The organism is Marivirga sericea, from assembly GCF_900177665.1.
Lineage (GTDB): Bacteria > Bacteroidota > Bacteroidia > Cytophagales > Cyclobacteriaceae > Marivirga > Marivirga sericea.
This window is the reverse complement of record NZ_FXAW01000009.1, coordinates 44,083-61,942: the sequence shown is the minus strand read 5'-3', so window position 1 is coordinate 61,942 and position 17,860 is coordinate 44,083. Positions and strand designations below refer to the sequence as shown.

The following is a 17,860-nucleotide window of genomic DNA, read 5'->3' as shown; positions in this document are numbered from 1 at the left end:
GAACCCCATAATAATATAATAGCATGTTAGTTGTAAAAAGAGACGGTAGGAGAGAAACCGTTAAATTCGATAAAATCACTGCCCGCATAGAAAAACTATGCTACGGTCTAGATCTTAATTACATTCAGCCAATTGATGTGGCTAGAAAAGTAATCAATGGCATTTACGATGGCGTAACTACTCAGGAATTGGATAATTTAGCAGCTGAAACTGCGGCTTCGATGACGGTTAAGCATCCTGATTATTCGAAGCTTTCTGCTAGAATTGCCATTTCCAATTTGCACAAAACCACCAGTAAGTCTTTCAGCAATACAATGAAAAGACTTTACACTTATGTGGATGCAAAAACCGGACAAAATGCGCCTTTGCTTTCTACAGAAACCTATGGGATCATAAAAAAACATGCGGCTCAATTAGATTCTGCTATTATCTATGATCGCGATTTTGGGTATGATTTCTTCGGATTTAAAACCTTAGAGCGTTCTTATTTGATGAAAGTGGATGGAAAAATTGTAGAGCGTCCGCAACATATGTTGATGAGAGTAGCAATTGGTATCCATGGGGAGGATATAGAATCAGCTATCAAAACCTATAATTTGATGTCTGAAAAATGGTTTACACATGCTACACCAACTCTTTTCAATGCGGGTACTCCAAAGCCACAATTGTCATCTTGCTTCTTGTTAACCATACAAGAAGATAGTATTGATGGTATCTATGACACTTTGAAGCAAACGGCTAAAATCTCTCAGTCGGCCGGTGGTATTGGGTTAAGCATTCACAACGTAAGAGCAACAGGTTCATATATCAAAGGAACCGGTGGGGTTTCCAATGGTATCGTTCCTATGTTGAGAAACTTTGACATGACCGCAAGATATGTAGATCAAGGTGGTGGAAAAAGAAAGGGTAGTTTTGCTATCTATCTTGAACCATGGCATGCTGATATCTTCGACTTCCTGGATTTGAAAAAGAACCATGGAAAAGAAGAGATGCGTGCGCGTGATTTATTCTATGCTATGTGGATGTCTGATTTATTCATGAAGAGAGTGGAGGCCAATACTGAATGGACTTTATTTGATCCTAATGAAGCACCAGGATTGGATGAGGCTTATGGTGACGATTTTGAAAAACTTTATGAGAAATATGAGCGAGAAGGAAGAGGAAGAAAGACTGTAAAAGCACAAGAGCTTTGGTTTGAGATTTTAGAATCTCAGATTGAGACAGGCACTCCTTATATGTTATATAAAGATGCGGCCAACAAGAAGTCGAATCAGAAAAACTTAGGTACTATTAAGTCGTCCAACTTATGTACTGAGATTATGGAGTATACTTCGAAGGATGAAGTAGCTGTATGTAACTTGGCTTCTATTGCATTGCCTATGTTCGTGCAGCCTGACGAAAACGGTCAGAATTTCTTCGATCACGATAAATTATATGATATTACGTATACGGCAACTGTTAACCTTAATCGAGTAATTGATGTAAATTATTATCCGGTGAAAGAAGCGAAAACTTCGAATATGAAACACAGACCGATTGGTTTGGGGGTTCAGGGATTAGCCGATGCATTTATGCTATTGCGTTACCCGTTTGATTCAGAGGAGTCCAGAAAACTGAATAAAGAAATCTTTGAAACGATTTACTTTGCAGCTATGACGGCTTCAAAAGATTTGGCTGTAAAAGAAGGAGCTTATGAGACTTATAAGGGATCTCCGGTATCAAAAGGAATATTCCAATTCGACATGTGGAATGTTACGCCTTCCGATAGATGGGATTGGACTACATTGAAACAAGAAGTGAAGAAAAATGGAGTGCGAAACTCTTTATTAGTAGCTCCAATGCCAACGGCTTCTACTTCTCAGATTTTGGGTAACAATGAGTGCTTTGAGCCTTATACATCCAACATCTACACAAGAAGAACATTGTCAGGTGAGTTTGTGGTAGTGAACAAGCACTTAATGCGCGACCTAATCGAAAGAGGCATGTGGAACGACAACATGAAGAATAAACTGATTGCCGCTAACGGTTCGGTTCAGGATATTGCAGATATTCCAGCAGATATTAAAGAACTGTATAAAACAGTTTGGGAAATTTCTCAGAAATCAATTATTGATATGGCAGCTGATCGCGGTGCCTTCATTTGTCAATCACAGAGCATGAACCTTTTCATGCAAGATCCTAACTTCGGTAAAATGACTTCTATGCATTTTTATGCATGGAAGAAAGGCTTGAAAACGGGTATGTACTACTTGAGATCAAAAGCAGCAACCAGTGCAATTCAGTTTACAGTTGATAAAAGCCAATTGGGCGAACCTCAACCAGAGCAAAAGCCGCAAGATATCACACAAAATACGGATACTAAAATCAATAGACCTAGCAACACTGGCGGAACTCAGGGTCAAGGACCACAAGCCAATGCTGATGATGATTTAGCAGCGCTTAAAGCAGCGCAAGTTGCTTGCTCATTGGATAATCCGGATGATTGTGAGATGTGTGGATCATAATAAGAATCTAGAGTCTAGATACAAGATTTTAGACTAAAGACAATAAACACAAATTGTTTATTCATAACCGAAAGCCACCTGGGAAACTGGGTGGTTTTTTTGGTTAAGGCATATTACATGTAGCAACATAGATCCTCTTAATTCGTAATAGATACAAAATAAGAAATATGGAATACCAGAAAGATACACTACAAAATCTATCTCAGCTACAATTAGATTTAATTAAGAAAAGAAAGAGCACCGTAGCTTTTTCAGAGCAGGAAGTTAGCAAAGCACAAATTGAGCAAATTTTTGAAGCTACTCGTTGGGCCGCTTCATGTTTTAATGAGCAACCATGGCGATTCATCGTGGCCACAAAAGACAATGAAGCGTTACATGAGAAAGTTTTAAATGGTATTAATCCTCATAATCAAAAATGGGCTCAAAATGCTCCAGTTTTAATGCTGACTTTTGCTAAGAAAAGTTTTTCTTTGAATGAGTCGCCTAATATGCATAGCTGGCACGATGTAGGATTGGCGGTTGGAAATATGTCTGCACAAGCAACCGCTATGGGTTTGTATTTACATCAGATGGCTGGTATAGTGAGAGATAATATATTCAATGACTTCGATATCCCTGAAGACTATGAGGCGGTGACCGCTATAGCTTTAGGTTATAAGTTAGATGTGGAGGATGTCCCTGAAGATTTGAAGGAAAGAGAGCAGAAGCAGCGAAACAGAAAGTCCCTAAATGAAATAATTTTCGATCAGGATTGGGGTAGTAGTTCATTTTAAATTCAGTTCTGTGGAAAATTACAAAATACCAACGGAAACTCGGATTGGTCATGTACATTTGAAAGTTGCTGATTTGGATGAAGCCTTAGAATTCTATCATGGATTGCTAGGTTTTGAGATTACGCAGAAAATGGGTGATCAAGCCGCTTTTATTTCAGCAGGTGGTTATCATCATCATATTGGCTTAAATACATGGCAGAGTAAGGGCTCTGAACCAGCACCTAGTAGATATCCTGGCTTGTTTCATACAGCTATTGTTTATCCTACCAGAACAGCCTTGGCAGAAATTTTTCTTCGTTTAAGACAAGCTAACTATCCATTTACAGGAGCAGCAGATCATGGAGTTTCCGAAGCATTGTATTTAGATGATCCGGATGGAAATGGTGTAGAACTCTATTGGGATCGACCAAAGTCTGAATGGCCGATAGGCGATGATGGAGAAATAGAAATGTATACTAGGCCACTTAATTTGGAGAGTTTATTAGCCGCATTGAGCTGAAATTGAACAAGGCAAGAGAATAACATCATAACCATTCTTTAATATTACCGTATGTATTAAATACAAAAGAATGTATTGAATGTTCTTTCTAAACCAAAATCAATCGTACATATGAAAATTATTGGCATAATTATTCTGATTATCGGACTGATAGGCACGGTTCTCTTTGGAGTCCAAGCAATGCAAGACTCTGAAAGCTTTAGTGTTTTGGGGATGGATATTGCGGTTAGTTCAGCAGATTGGACCCCATTGATTGTAAGTGTAGTAGTATTAGTGGTAGGAGGTTTATTGTATTCTAAAGGGAAAAAGTAATTTTTTGAATCAAGTAAGGTAAATAGGCTGTCTTCGATGAATTATGCAAAGACAGCCTATTTTTTTTATATAACTCTGAAACCAATTACTAACACATCGTCTACCTGCGATTGCTGACCTTTCCAGCTTTCAAATCGATCACCTAATATTGATTTTTGCTTTTCTACTGGTTCAGGAGCAATATCTTGAAGCAGCTTTTTCATATTCTTCACCATAAATTTCCGATCATTAGGCCCACCAAATTGGTCGGCATAGCCATCGGAATAGATGTAAAAAGTAGTGCCCTTTACTAAATCTACTTTATGATTGGTAAAGCGATCATTGTTGCGAGTTTTTCTTTTGCCACCTATCGCCATTTTATTAGCTTTTATGATCGTCATTTCACCTTTTTGGTCCACCATTACCAATGGATTATTAGCACCTGCATATTCTAACGTGTTATTGGTAATATCAATTGCACATAATGCGGCATCCATTCCATCTTGATTATTACTTTCTTTCTGTTTTAATGACCTTTGGATGGCATCATGTAAATGATCTAAAATCTTACCAGGTTCTAAAATATTGTTCTGTTTTACAATGCTGGTTAAATGAGATTCTCCTACTAATGACATAAAGGCACCAGGAACACCATGACCTGTACAATCTACTGCAGCAATGAAGATTTTGTCTTTGGTCTTGGCAAACCAGTAGAAGTCACCAGATACGATATCTCTAGGTTTAAAGTAGATGAAATTTTCCTTTAGGGAAGCACTAATGCTTTCATTGGTGGGAAGTGCAGCGCTCTGTATTCTTTCTGCATATTTAATACTAGCGGTAATATTTTCATTTTTCTTTTCTATGATTTCTTTTTGTTCCACAACCTCTACGGTACGTTTCTGCACCTTTTCTTCCAAGTTTTCATAGAGCATGGCATTTTCAATTGAAATAGCCATTTGTGTTGTCAGCATGTTTAAAATCCGAGTCCTGTCTGCATTAAAGGCTCCATATGAAAGATTATTTTCTAAATATAAAATTCCCAACATTTTGCCCTTGTAAACCAACGGAATGCATAGAACGGATTTAGGGTTTTGCAAAAGTACATGTTCATCTTGAGTGAAATTCCCCTCTTTAGTGGCATCATTTAGCACTATTGTCTCTTCCGTTCGCATCACGTAGTTAACAATGCCGGCAGATATTTGAGGATTTTTACCTCTCGGCATCATATCTTTGATCGGAAGATGTTGCATTAATTCTACTTCCGTATTTTCTACATCGCAACTAGCTTCTACAAACCACTCTTTAGTATCTTCATTCTTTAACATCAAGAAACCTTTCTCAGCTCCAGCATTTTCAATTACCAGATGCATGACTTTATCTAATAATTTAGATAATACTACTTCCCCAGATAGCGTTTGAGAAGATTTGATAATAGTATTAATGTCAATAGTGTTAGCTCCCTCAAAGTTAAATTCAGTAATCTTGGCAGAAGTAGTGGCTAGCGTAGATGATGTAATATCATTGCCTCCATATACAGTGCTTTGTTTTTTCTGTAGCACTTCTGCTTTATTTTGAAAACCTTGTTTGCTATACATTATAATCGATCTATTCAGATGATATTTGGCCTCTTCATGTCGATTTTCAATATCCATCAGTTCCGCCATACGTTCATGAATCATAGCAGGCAGGTGCAGATAATGATATTTCCTAGCACTTTCTATAGCTTGGGTATAGGTCTTAGCTGCGTGCCAGTACTTTTTATTGATGAATTCGCCTTCAGCTTTTAAGAATAAATACTTGGCTTCAAAATTTGCTGGATTCTGGATTTTCCATTTCTTAAATCTTTTAATGGCAGTATTCAAATCAGATTTTTTGTCTCCTGATTTTTGATGCATTATAGCATTGTTCATTCCCGCCCAAAAATAATGTTCGGAGCTGTGCAGCATACCTGCAGAGGCATCCATTAGACTTTTGGATTTTTTTATAGTCTTTTTAGTCTCCTCAAAATCTCTATTTAAATATTGCTTATAGAGCTTATTGATGAAGAAGTAATGCGCAAAATGCTGAGATACATAGCCCTCTGTTTGTTTTGAATATTCCTTTTCAGAGAATTGTTCATCGTCAAAAGAAGTGGCTCTGGCAGTTTTTCCTTGAAAACATAAAACAGCCTGCTTGACTGCTTTGACGGTTCCAATCAGCTCTTGATTATTTGAAAGATTTTTAAGTAATTCTTGATAAATACCGGCTTTCTTTTCAATTTCCTTTAAGGGTATTCCTCGCATTAATTGATGCTGCAAAGTAGCGCAACAGCTACAACCTGTGTGAAATAGATCGCCAGTCTCCAGGCCTGTTTCATAAGCTTTATTGAAATAGCTTTCGGCTTCAATTGCAGGGTTTAGCCAGGAGGTAGCAAAATAGCCATTCACAAAAAGCACTTCACTACGCTGGGTCATATTGCCGTATTTTTCATTTAAATCACGCGCTAATTGGCCAAACTGCTGGCCAGTTTTTCTCATACCCAAAATACCACCCATAAAAATACCCCCAAAAACCAAGTAACCAATGGCACTTTCCGGAGTATTACCTTTCTTCATGCATAAATTAACCATTACCATGGCATTGGCAACGGCTAGTTCCGGTTTAATTTGATAAGCGGATTTTAAAATGGCGGCCATCAGTTTCACGGCTAGAATTACATTTTCATCTTCAGCTCTTTTATGGTTGACAAAGTCGCGAATAGGTTGACCTTTAAACTTGCTTTTGGTCTTTAGCATATTGATAATCAAAGCAGGCTTAGGCGGGTTTTGCGGCAGCTTAATATTAAATATTTTATTCAGCACTTCGCTTCCCGTTGCGTAGGCTTTCTTAAAGTCTCCTATATTAGTATAAAAATGAATTTTCTTTTCATAGGCATCCGCTTTTTGTTTTTTACCGTTGGCCAGAGCAATGGCTTTATCATAGAATTCATTAGCAGCGCCATCTCGGTCGCACAAATGCTCAGCCTCGGCTCTTCTGAGATTGATTTGAAATAGAAGGTCAAGTTCATCTTCGAGCTTTTCACCTTCAATCAATTTCATTCCATTTTCAGCATAATTCAATGCCGATTCATAAGCTGCGCTCAATATTGCTTTTTCACACGCCCAAGAATTTAATTTACTGATTTCAATTTTCTCCTCTACATCATTTATTAAATTTAATGCTTGGTTAAAATGGTTGATCATTTCAAAAAGTATATTGCTTTCTTTATCTTTTTCGGAATTAGACTTAATCATTCTCCCGATGGATAAATGTAGCAATTGTGCTCTTTCATGACCCAATAATTCATAAAAGGCTTGCTGGATTCTGTCATGTACAAATTTGAATTGGATTTCCTCTTTAATAGTTGTAGAAGATAATAACGCTATATTATCCCGTAGCGGGATAATAAGATTTTCCTGTAAGGCCTTCTTTAGGATCGGAATAATGACTTCATTTTTCTGATTACTAAGCTGAGTCAATTCTTGAAGGCTGAAAGTATTTCCTACTACTGAGGCTGTTTTAAGAGTCTCTTGTAAATCTTTCGGTAATTTTTCTGCTTTTTGCATCATCAAATCCAGCACGTTATCGCTGAATCCCATTTTGCTCACTTTGTCTAAATCAAAGCTCCATTTTCTATCACCTGGTTTGGCTGTTATGTAAGCCTCTTCATAAAGATTTCTAAGGAATTGCGTTACAAAAAAAGCATTCCCACCTGTCTTCTGTTGAATTAATTCTGCTAAGGCCATGATTTGTGCACCAGTATCTAACAAAGCATCTTTTAATAATTCTACTATAGAATCGAGGGACAAATTTTCAAGTGCAATTTTTGTTATCGCGAGTTCATCCAGTTTTAATTTATCCAGCATTAACTGAAAGGGGTGTGCTTCAGCTACCTCATTATCTCTATAGGATAGTATAATCAACAGATTCTCAATTTCTTTATCTGCAAGGATGGCATTTAATAAGTTTAAAGAGGCAGTGTCGGCCCACTGCATATCATCAATGAAAATCACTAATGGGTGCTCCGCTTGAGCAATAGATTTAATGAATTTTTGAAAGACGAAGTTCAATCTATTTTGAGACTCTGCGGCACCTAGGTTAGGTAGCGGAGGCTGCTTTCCAATAACAAGTTCCATTTCAGGAATTATTTCCAGTAAAACTTCTCCATTTTCTCCTAAGGTATTTTGTATTTTATCTCGCCAAATTTTTAATTGGTTTTCCTCCTTGGAAAGAATCGATTGAGTAAAGCTTTTGAATGCTTGACTGATAGCAAAATAAGGATTGTTTCTTTGAAATTGGTCAAATTTGCCACTTAGAAACTCTCCTTTTTTTTCAGTTATGGGTTTATTAACCTCGCTTATTAAAGCTGATTTACCTGTTCCGGAAGCTCCTGAAACTAAAACTAATTCTTTACTAAGATTACTAGCTCGCGAAAAAGCGTCCAGCAACTGCTGTATTTCAGTTGATCTTCCATACAGTTTTTCAGGAATTGTGAATTGATTGGAAAAGTCTTCTTGACCAATAGTAAAGTCAGTTATTTTTGATGTTTTTTCCCATTCCTGTTGGCATTTATGCAGGTCATGGAGCAATCCTTCTGCTGATTGATATCGGTCCTCTGCATTTTTTGAAAGTAATTTCAAGATAATTTCTGAGATTACTTTTGGAATCTTGTCGTTTTGTTTATGCGGTGCGACAGGCTTTTTTGCAATGTGGAAATGAATTAATTCTAGTGAATCACTCGCCCGAAACGGTAGCGCACGGCACAGTACTTCATATAGTGTGATGCCTAATGAATACAAGTCAGACCTATAATCAATAATACGGTTTACTCGTCCTGTTTGCTCAGGAGAAATGTACTGTAAGGTCCCTTCTAGACGATCGGGATTTTCTAGATGGTTAGATTTTAAATTTATTTCAGAGGAGATGTTAAAATCTATAATGGATATTTTTTTATTCGTTTGATCATAAAGTATATTGTTGCTATTGATGTCTTTATGAATAATGTGTTTTTGATGGAGTTTTCCTAAAAGAGTGGAGGACTGAATTGCAATATCTAGAAATTCTGAAATACTTACGGTTTGTGTAAAAACTTGAGATAGTGGTGTTCCTGCAACATATTCCAGTACAAGAGCATGTTGTCCATCAATGATTTTTTTACTCAGAGCTTTTCTAAATCCACTGTTTTCTAACTTTTTGCTAATTTGCAACTCATTTTCAAACTGGTTGATTTTCTTATCTGACTCATGCTCCTTTTTCAATAACTTCACTAGCACGTCCGAATCATACTCAGATAATTTCGTCTTATATATGCTCGTTGTTGTCGAATTGTAGATTAATTCTCCTTCCATCATTTTATTTCACTCAAAATGCCCCTTTTATTTTTCCCCCTATTGATTGTAAATATCGATTCTAACTACCTGAAAATAAAATTCTAGTGTCCTTTTAAGATGGAAGGCTTTAAATCATCGATCAGCAGCCTCCCATGTTTTTATTATTTGGACCTCGGCATATAGAGAACAGGATATTTTTGATGATCCAAAGGCTTGTAACCCTTTGGCTGTTCTGGCTTATCTTCATAATTACCGGCTAGTCGTGAGTTATTTAAAGCGAATTGCATAAATAAGTCATAATCTAATGCCATTACTGCTTTTTGTTCCCCGTCTAATGCAGGCATAGTTTCAGTACCTGCTCTATTTTGATAATAATTACTCCAGCCCTTGCTTGCAGGATTATAAAGCGTGTCTGTATACACTAAATTTTGCTTAGGAGATGGATAAAAATCATTTTGTGGAGGGAAAGTTGCTGTTCCGTGGCAGCTCAAGCAAGCCGAAGCTCTAAAGTGGAGATAAGACTTACCACCTGAAGCCTTCCCCGCTTTATCCAAAACAAAAACACTATCTGCTGATCCATCTGCTGTGATTCCGCCTACCATCGCCACATCTATTGGACCAGAAAGTCTATCTCCATAGCCTATGTTAGCTTGATAATAGTCTGGTGCACTAGGATTCAAATAGGTTTGATTCAAGGATTTGGTAGTATCCATCTGTTTAGGGTCATTACCCCAAGCAACCCCTAAAAGTTCTAGTCGATCAAAAGTTGATTTACCTTGGCTTTCTTTATCGTAAATAAATGTTGAAAATACCCATCCTGTTTCAGGTGCTGCAATAGTATCTTTTATGATAATATCAAATTGTATCCAAGCCAATTCTTGTAAAACGGGTCCTTTGTCTTTTTCTGGACCGTATGCCATTTCTCTGTAGATAGGGAAGGTTCCTGCTCCTTTCATTATATCCCAATCTTCGCCAGTTGCAGTGGTTCCAGCAGCTTTAATGATGATTGCATTCTGCTCAAATTGAGCAGCTTCAGTGGTGTATTCAGGATAAAACCCACTTGTATCGTTCGATTTCCAAAGTTTATCGAGAGTCAAAGAAGCTACATCGTTGTAGTAGACCAACGCATGGTTTTGCATCGGGCCTTCAAAACCGTAATCCTTAAAAATATCATTTTTCAAAACTTGTCCTGTCATGGTCCCATAAACAGTTTCTAGGCCTTCCCAACCCGGCCCCTGGTATGCTTGTGCACTCCAAGCCATATTATACCAGTCCTTTCTATATTCACTATTAGGCCATTTTTTAGGTTCATTGATCATTACCTGCATGGCATCGTAAATATATTCTCTAATGCTCATTACATAATCGCTTGCGTTTTCCCTTGTGATTGCTTGGCCTTGCGTGATCTTTTCCCATGGATAATTCTTAGCTGCTACACTTTTTGGGTAGTTATAATTAGCTTTGAAAAATGGTCCTGAATAAATAGAGTCAGGAGGATAAACGCCATTATTGTCTGCAAATGGTTTTAGTATAATCTCTTCATTGAGGGGTTTTGAATCTTCGGCTTTGTATTCCTCTTTTTTCTGAGAACAAGCGGACCAGAAAATTGAAATGAGAGCAATGGCAGTAAATGCGGACAGGTTTAAAGGTTTTGATCGAAACATGGTAATAGTTTAAGTTTTCAATATAAAGTTGTAATATAAGTTTAATTATATATTTCTGGAATTTTTCATAGAAAAGATAGATAAAATTGAGTCCAAATAGCTTTGCTCGAATTAATTTTTGGAAATCATTCTAAAAAAACTGAAAATTATCTGAATTTGTAGCTAATAAAATTTACAGTAAAATTTTATCTTTCTGAGCATGTTTATCTATATATTGATCTTATCGTGGCAAATCTTATCGAATCCTCTTGAGATTGAGAAAGAAAAAGATGAAGTTATTCTTAGCTTGGAAGAGTTGTATTCATTTGAAGATAAAAGCAATCAATTGACTTTTTCAGATGTCAAATCTCCCTCCTTTGAGTCGAATTTTGAGCAAAGACCTGATTTTGAACCGGAGGACTATAATAGAAATTCTACTTACTGGGTGAAATTAAATTTTGTGTTGCCAAAATATGATGGGAGTTATATTATGGAGTTTTATGATCAAACTATAGATAGCATTAATGTATTTATAAGACAGGACAAGGGTGTTTATCGAAAATATAATCTTGGTGATTCTTACCCATTCAGCAGCAAATCTATTAAACACAAGAACTTTGATTTAACCTTAGATGCCGATAGCGAATATGTAGCTTATATCCAGGTAAGAAATTCTCAATATGCAGATATCAGAATTGCGATCAAGCGAATTGATCGTTTTATTCAATATAGCTTAAATGAATACTTCCTTTACGGTATTTTTTATGGGATGATTATCATCATTTCCTTATATAATTTATTGATCTATCTGGCAATAAGGGAGATTAAATATATTTACTATACTTTTTATATATTGAGTGTGGGCTTCTATGCTTTATGTATCGATGGGATAGCCTATCAATATTTATGGCCTGAGCAGCCCAAATGGAATCAATTGGCATACGGTGTGGCACTCTATTCTATCATTCTTTGGTCTACTATATTTTCAATACGATTTTTGAATACTAAAATTAGGGCGCCTAAACTTCATAAGTTGATCCTTACAATATTAATATCTCGATCGCTGCTTTTTGTTTATGCTCTATTCTTTGATCCGACCTTATTCCGTTTCCGAAATGTTGAAATAATACTTTTATCATTAATTTTTGTAAGCAGTATTTTTGTATTTAGAAGAGGGTATAAACCGGCAAGATTTTTCGTTGTGGCTTATGGAATACTTTTTACGGGCTTTCTTATGCGAGCACTCATCAATTGGTCTGTCATTCCTTTTAATACCTTCAATTATTATAGCCTTCACATAGGGTTTATTCTAGAGATGTTGTTTCTAACCTTTGCCCTTTCGGATAGGGTGAGAATCTTAAAGTCTAATAGAGATAGAGCATTAAAAAGAATCGTAACTCAACATGAACAAAATGTACAAGTCATTAATAGAATAAATAAAGGACTTGAGAAGAAGGTAGAAGAAAGAACGAGTGACCTCAATGAAAAGAATATAGAGCTAGAAGAAACCAACGAGCAGATTAATAAACAATCTAGAGAAATTGCGGAAATTAATTCTATGTTGGACCTGGACAATTGGCGACTGAAAAATAACATCAAAAAAATACAGAGAGAAAGATTGCTTAATAAAAACCTAAATTTTAGCGAGTTTACTGACATTTTCCGGACCAAAGAGCTATGCTATGAAATTTTAGCTGCCTTTAAATGGAAAGAGGGTTATGCCTGTCAAAAATGCAATAACCGTAAATACCATTTAAACAAAGCAAATCTCGCTCGAAGATGTACTAAATGTGGGTATAACGAAAGTCCCACGGCCTTCACAATTTTTAAAGGGATTAAATTCGATTTACCGAAAGCTTTTTTTATCGTATATGCTCATCTTAATGAGGATCAATATACATTGGATGACCTTTCCGATTTAATGGAAATGCGGAGGAATACTATATGGGAATTCAAGAAGAAAGTGGAAGAGGAAATTGAGAATAACGGCAAATCCTACTTGAACAATCTGCTACATTTTGGCTACGAAAGACTTGCAAATTTCGTTGAACTTAAGTAATAATTGTATTATTCTAATTTTAACGAAAAATAATTGTATTGTTTTTTAATCAGGACAACAAAAATAAAATATCAACTCATTAATTCCAATCAAATAAAAAACATTGTTTTTAAAGCGTTATAAAATTAGTAAAAACTCTTATTTTTCTAATTGTATAATATAAAAATATCTATTTTTTAATTTTGTTTTCATTGAAACATTAGCATAACTTCAAGCTATGTAAGTTAGAATTATGGCTATTTGAATTGCCTAAAATGTTTTCTTATGAATAAAAAAATACAATTATTTCTGCTGTTATTTTTCTTGGTCAGCTCTGCAATGGCACAAGTAGAATTAAAAGGCACCGTGACTGATGTTGCAAATCAAGAGCCAATTCCTGGAGTCTCTATAAAGATAGTGGGAACAGACAGGGGGACGGTTACTGATTTGGATGGTAATTATAATTTGAATATTGCTGAAAATGCAATTTTACGATTTTCATTTATTGGGTACAAGACTCAGGAAGTGTCTGTAAATGGTAGAACTTCCATTAATATCCAATTAGAAGAAGATATTGAGGCGTTAGAAGAGGTGGTCGTGGTTGGTTATGGCTCCATAAAAAAGAGCGATTTAACCGGTTCAATTTCATCTATTAAGTCCGATGAAATGATTAAAGCTCCAGCAGCGGATCCTATGCAATCTTTACAAGGAAAAGTCGCTGGCTTGCAAGTCTTAAATAGTTCAGGTCAGCCAGGCTCGGAATCTAATGTCCGTTTAAGGGGAATCAATACCTTGAATGATAATAGGGTTTTATATGTAGTAGATGGCGTTATTATAGAAGGTGGAATAGGTTTCTTAAATAGTAATGACATAGAATCAGTTGAAGTGTTGAAGGATGCTTCATCAAAGGCAATTTATGGAACGCGAGGGGCTAATGGAGTGATTCTAATTACAACCAAAACCGCTAAAGAAGGTGAGGGTAGTATTTCAATTTCGTCAGAATACGGACTTGAGAATATTGCCAATAAAATTGGGGTAATGTCGGGCCCTGAATTCGCTAATTACATTAATGATGTGAATCCTGGCACCTATAATAATATAGGAGTTCTTCCTGATACTGATTGGCAAGATTTAGTATTCCAAGATTGGCAACCAGTTCAAACCTATACTATTTCAGCAAAAGGGGCTACCGAAAAATTATCATATTATATTTCAGGTGGTTATTTCGGACAAGAAGGCATCGTGCCAAAATCGGATTTTGAAAGGTTTACTTTTAAACTCAATACCAGTTATCAAGTAAAACCTTATTTAAAATTAGGAACTAATCTAACAGGCATAAACCTCAAAGCAACTAATCCGCCGGGTGTGGTGAATACTTTAATCAGGGCGTGGCCAATCAATGCGCCTTATAACAGTGATGGTTCATTTGCTGAAGTTCAGGGGAGCAATCCTTTGGCAGCCATTGAATATAATAATTCAAGTCGGAATCAAATTCGAGCTTTAGGAAACTTTTATGCTGAGGTTAATTTTTTAGCTGGATTTGAATTTAGAACCAGTTACCAGTTTGACTTGAATAATGATAAAAACCGGTCATTCACACCGGAATATTTTGTTGCTCCTCTTCAACAAAATGAAGAAAGCAATATAAATGTTGGGTTTGGAGAAAGTAGAAATTGGATATTTGAGAATACGCTTTCTTACAACAAAGAATTTGATAGAAGTACTTTAAATAGTGTGATAGGGTATACTGCTCAAGAAATTAATTCAGAGTTTGTAAATGGAGGCCGTAGAAATTTAATTGGAATAGACCCAAGTCTATGGTATTTAAATGCAGGTTCAGAAGATTTGCAAACAAATTCAAATGGTGCTGCTACCAGTGCGCTCACTTCTATACTTTTCAGAACGAACTACGCTTATGATGGTCGTTATCTGGCTACTGTTACATTCAGAAGAGACGGGTCTTCTCGCTTTGGAAGAAACAACCGTTATGCAAATTTTCCAGCTGTTGCCTTGGGATGGAATATTTCGAATGAGGACTTCTATCCGTCAAATTTTGTAGTCAATCAGTTGAAGTTTAGAGGTAGCTATGGATTAAATGGGAATCAAAATATTCCTGCCAATGATCAATTTTCAAGAATTGGTTCAGGAGTGAATTCGGTATTTGGTTTCGATGATGCGCTTATCAACGGGGCATCTTTTGTGGGGAGCCCAGGAAATTCCGATCTACGATGGGAAACTACTGCAGAATATGACCTAGGAATAGAATTTGATGTTTTTGAGAGTCGTTTAACTGGTGAATTGGACTATTACAACCGTACTACGCGCGACATCCTAGTAAATCTAGACTTGCCTGGCTATGCAGGTGCTGGAGCCTTTGTCCAGAAAAGATTCAATGCAGCCACCGTTAACAATAGCGGAATTGAATTTGCCTTGAATTGGGTGGATGACATTGGTGAATTCACTTATGGTTTTGGCATTAATGGATATACCAATAAAAATGAAGTACAAAATCTAGGCGAAGATATAGGAGCTTCTGAGCAAATCATAGGTGGAGACTTAGGGAATGGGCAGCGGGTCACTTACACAGAAATTGGCATGCCAATCGGTTATTTTTATGGTTATAAAGTGGCAGGGATATTCCAAAATTCTGAACAATTGAATGAATTTCCAAAGCTAAGTCAGCAAGGTATCGGTGATTTTATTTATGAAGATGTAAATGGAGATGGCGAATTAAACGACCAAGACAAAACATTTATTGGTTCTTGGATTCCTGATTTCGTTTATGGTTTCAACTTTAACATAGGGTATAAAGGGCTTAATATTTCTGCTGATTTTGCTGGTCAATCAGGGAATAGCATTTACAATGGAAAGCAAGCCATTAGATTTTCAACACTTAACTTTGAAGATCGATTTATAGATAGATGGACTGGCGAAGGAACTTCAAATACTGACCCTAGAGCATCACTTTCTGGGATTAATTACCAACCTTCTGATTATTTCGTTGAAGACGCATCTTTTTTGAAGCTCAGAACACTCACTATAAATTATCAGATACCGCAAGCATTTCTCGATAATATTTATCTCAAGTCAGCCTCTGTCTTTTTCAGGGGAACAAATCTTTTTATTTGGACTGATTACTCTGGCTATACACCAGAATTAGGTAGTGGTAATTCTGCTCTTGGAGGAGTAATTGACAATGGGGTTTATCCCACTACCAGAGTATTAAGTGCTGGTTTAAATGTGACATTTTAAAAATTATAATTGATGAAGACGTACAAGATATATTCATTAATCGGCTTTTTAACCATCTTATCTATTCTTGGATGTAAAGATGAGTTCTTAGAAAGGTCACCACAGGCGACTTTAGTAGCGGGTAATTTTCCCGCTACAGGTGAAGAAGCAGTAATTGCTACCAATGGTATTTACAATACCTTAAGAATTTGGGGTATTTATTCAGGTGGGTTTCCTTTAATCGATATCATGACAGATGAAATGGTCAAAGGAAGTAACCCTGGAGATGGTGTTCAGGTGCTCAACTTTCAGGATTATACGTTTACTTCTGATGATGGCAATATCGAAACATGGTATAGAACTTTATATTTAGGAATTAGGAGATCTTATTTAGTATTGGAGAAGGTACCAGAGATTGAAATGGATTCGCAGCTTCAGAATAGGTTGTTGGGAGAAGCTAGGTTTTTACGTTCTTTTTTCTACTTCAGTTTAGTGCAAGCCTTTGGAGATGTCCCATTGGTAGAGTCATCCGAGGCTCCAGATGGATTAGAAAGAACTAATAAGGAAGTCATTTATCAGGATATTATTTTCCCCGATTTATTGTTCGCTATTGATAATTTGCCGGAAAAGTCAGAATACGCAAACGAAGATGCTGGAAGAATTACCAGAGGTGCAGCAAGAGCTATGTTGGCTAGAATTCATTTGTATCGAGGCGAATTTTCTGAAGCAGCTACTTATGCATTGGAAGTAATCAATTCTCAGCAATACGGTTTAGAAGATGAATTCCAAATGGCTTTTCGAGTAGCTACTGAACATGGGCAGGAATCCGTTTTCGAAATTGGGGCAGTTGCTGAAAATAGCTTTGCTTTGGGAGGCAATCAATATGCCAATACTCAGGGCGTCAGAGGTACTCCCAATTGGGGTTGGGGCTTTGGTAGACCATCTTACCCTTGGATGGAAAAGTTGGATAATGATAATGACCCAAGATTAGATGGCTCCGTAATTTTCTTGGGTGATGTTATCGATGGGGTTAGCATCCAGGGAGATGGAACAACGCCAGATACCACTTATGCTGAAGATGGAACAACCATTCTTGAAATTGAAACTTATAACAGAAAGGTCTATGCCACAGGAGAACGAAATGCTGACCGCTGGGGACATAACCGCAGGGTGATTCGCTATTCAGATGTTTTATTGATGGCGGCAGAAGCGCTCAATGAAACAGGAAATGCTTCCCAAGCTTTAAATTACCTCAATGAGGTAAGACAAAGAGCTAGAGGAGATGATGATCAACTATTACCAGATATCGCTACAACCGATCCCAACCAATTGAGAGAAATTATCTACGAAGAACGCAGCCGAGAGCTTGCTTTTGAAGGCCTGCGTTATTGGGACTTGATCAGAACTGATCGTGCGGAAGAAGTTTTAAGTCCATTAGGATTTGAAGCTGGCAAGCATGAATTATTCCCAATTCCGCAATCTGAAATTAACATCTCGGAAGGAAAGATTTCCCAAAACCCCAACTGGAATTAA

Annotated in this window: 9 protein-coding genes; 7 read left to right on the top strand and 2 right to left on the bottom strand. The window is 36.7% G+C overall.

All coding sequences use genetic code 11. From position 1 onward, the window contains the following. Positions 1-23: 23 nt before the first annotated feature. The 4 genes from B9Y84_RS18040 (at position 24) to B9Y84_RS18025 (ending at position 4,088) form a co-directional block, all read left to right on the top strand. Positions 24-2,504, top strand: a complete 2,481-nt coding sequence (locus B9Y84_RS18040) for a ribonucleoside-diphosphate reductase subunit alpha (RefSeq protein WP_085518799.1) — start codon at positions 24-26, stop codon at positions 2,502-2,504. Between the two features lie 167 nt (positions 2,505-2,671). Then, positions 2,672-3,277 carry a nitroreductase family protein gene (locus tag B9Y84_RS18035; protein ID WP_085518798.1) on the top strand — a complete coding sequence of 202 codons (606 nt, stop codon included), beginning with the start codon at positions 2,672-2,674 and terminating at the stop codon, positions 3,275-3,277. A 10-nt stretch (positions 3,278-3,287) separates the two neighbouring features. Next, positions 3,288-3,776 (top strand): VOC family protein, encoded by a 489-nt coding sequence (locus B9Y84_RS18030; protein WP_085518797.1) that lies wholly within the window; start codon positions 3,288-3,290, stop codon positions 3,774-3,776. Between the two features lie 111 nt (positions 3,777-3,887). Beyond that, positions 3,888-4,088, top strand: coding sequence for a hypothetical protein (locus B9Y84_RS18025; protein WP_085518796.1), 201 nt, complete (start codon positions 3,888-3,890; stop codon positions 4,086-4,088). Positions 4,089-4,153: 65 nt separating this feature from the next. On the opposite strand, the gene B9Y84_RS18020 is transcribed toward B9Y84_RS18025, so the two are convergent. Continuing rightward, on the bottom strand, positions 4,154-9,436 hold the full coding sequence (locus B9Y84_RS18020; RefSeq protein ID WP_085518795.1) for a trifunctional serine/threonine-protein kinase/ATP-binding protein/SpoIIE family protein phosphatase: 5,283 nt from the start codon (positions 9,434-9,436) through the stop codon (positions 4,154-4,156). A gap of 140 nt (positions 9,437-9,576) precedes the next feature. After that, complete coding sequence (locus tag B9Y84_RS18015; RefSeq protein ID WP_085518794.1) at positions 9,577-11,079, bottom strand: hypothetical protein; 1,503 nt, start codon at positions 11,077-11,079, stop codon at positions 9,577-9,579. A gap of 199 nt (positions 11,080-11,278) precedes the next feature. Between B9Y84_RS18015 and B9Y84_RS18010 the strand changes: the two genes are divergently transcribed. The 3 genes from B9Y84_RS18010 to B9Y84_RS18000 all read left to right on the top strand — a co-directional run bounded on the left by B9Y84_RS18010 (position 11,279) and on the right by B9Y84_RS18000 (position 17,860). Further along, entirely contained in the window at positions 11,279-13,117 is a 1,839-nt protein-coding gene (locus B9Y84_RS18010) for a 7TM diverse intracellular signaling domain-containing protein (RefSeq protein WP_085518793.1), read from the top strand. Between the two features lie 264 nt (positions 13,118-13,381). Further along, a complete protein-coding gene (locus tag B9Y84_RS18005; protein WP_085518792.1) occupies positions 13,382-16,348 on the top strand; it encodes a SusC/RagA family TonB-linked outer membrane protein in 2,967 nt (988 codons plus the stop codon). Positions 16,349-16,360: 12 nt separating this feature from the next. Then, complete coding sequence (locus tag B9Y84_RS18000; protein ID WP_085518791.1) at positions 16,361-17,860, top strand: RagB/SusD family nutrient uptake outer membrane protein; 1,500 nt, start codon at positions 16,361-16,363, stop codon at positions 17,858-17,860.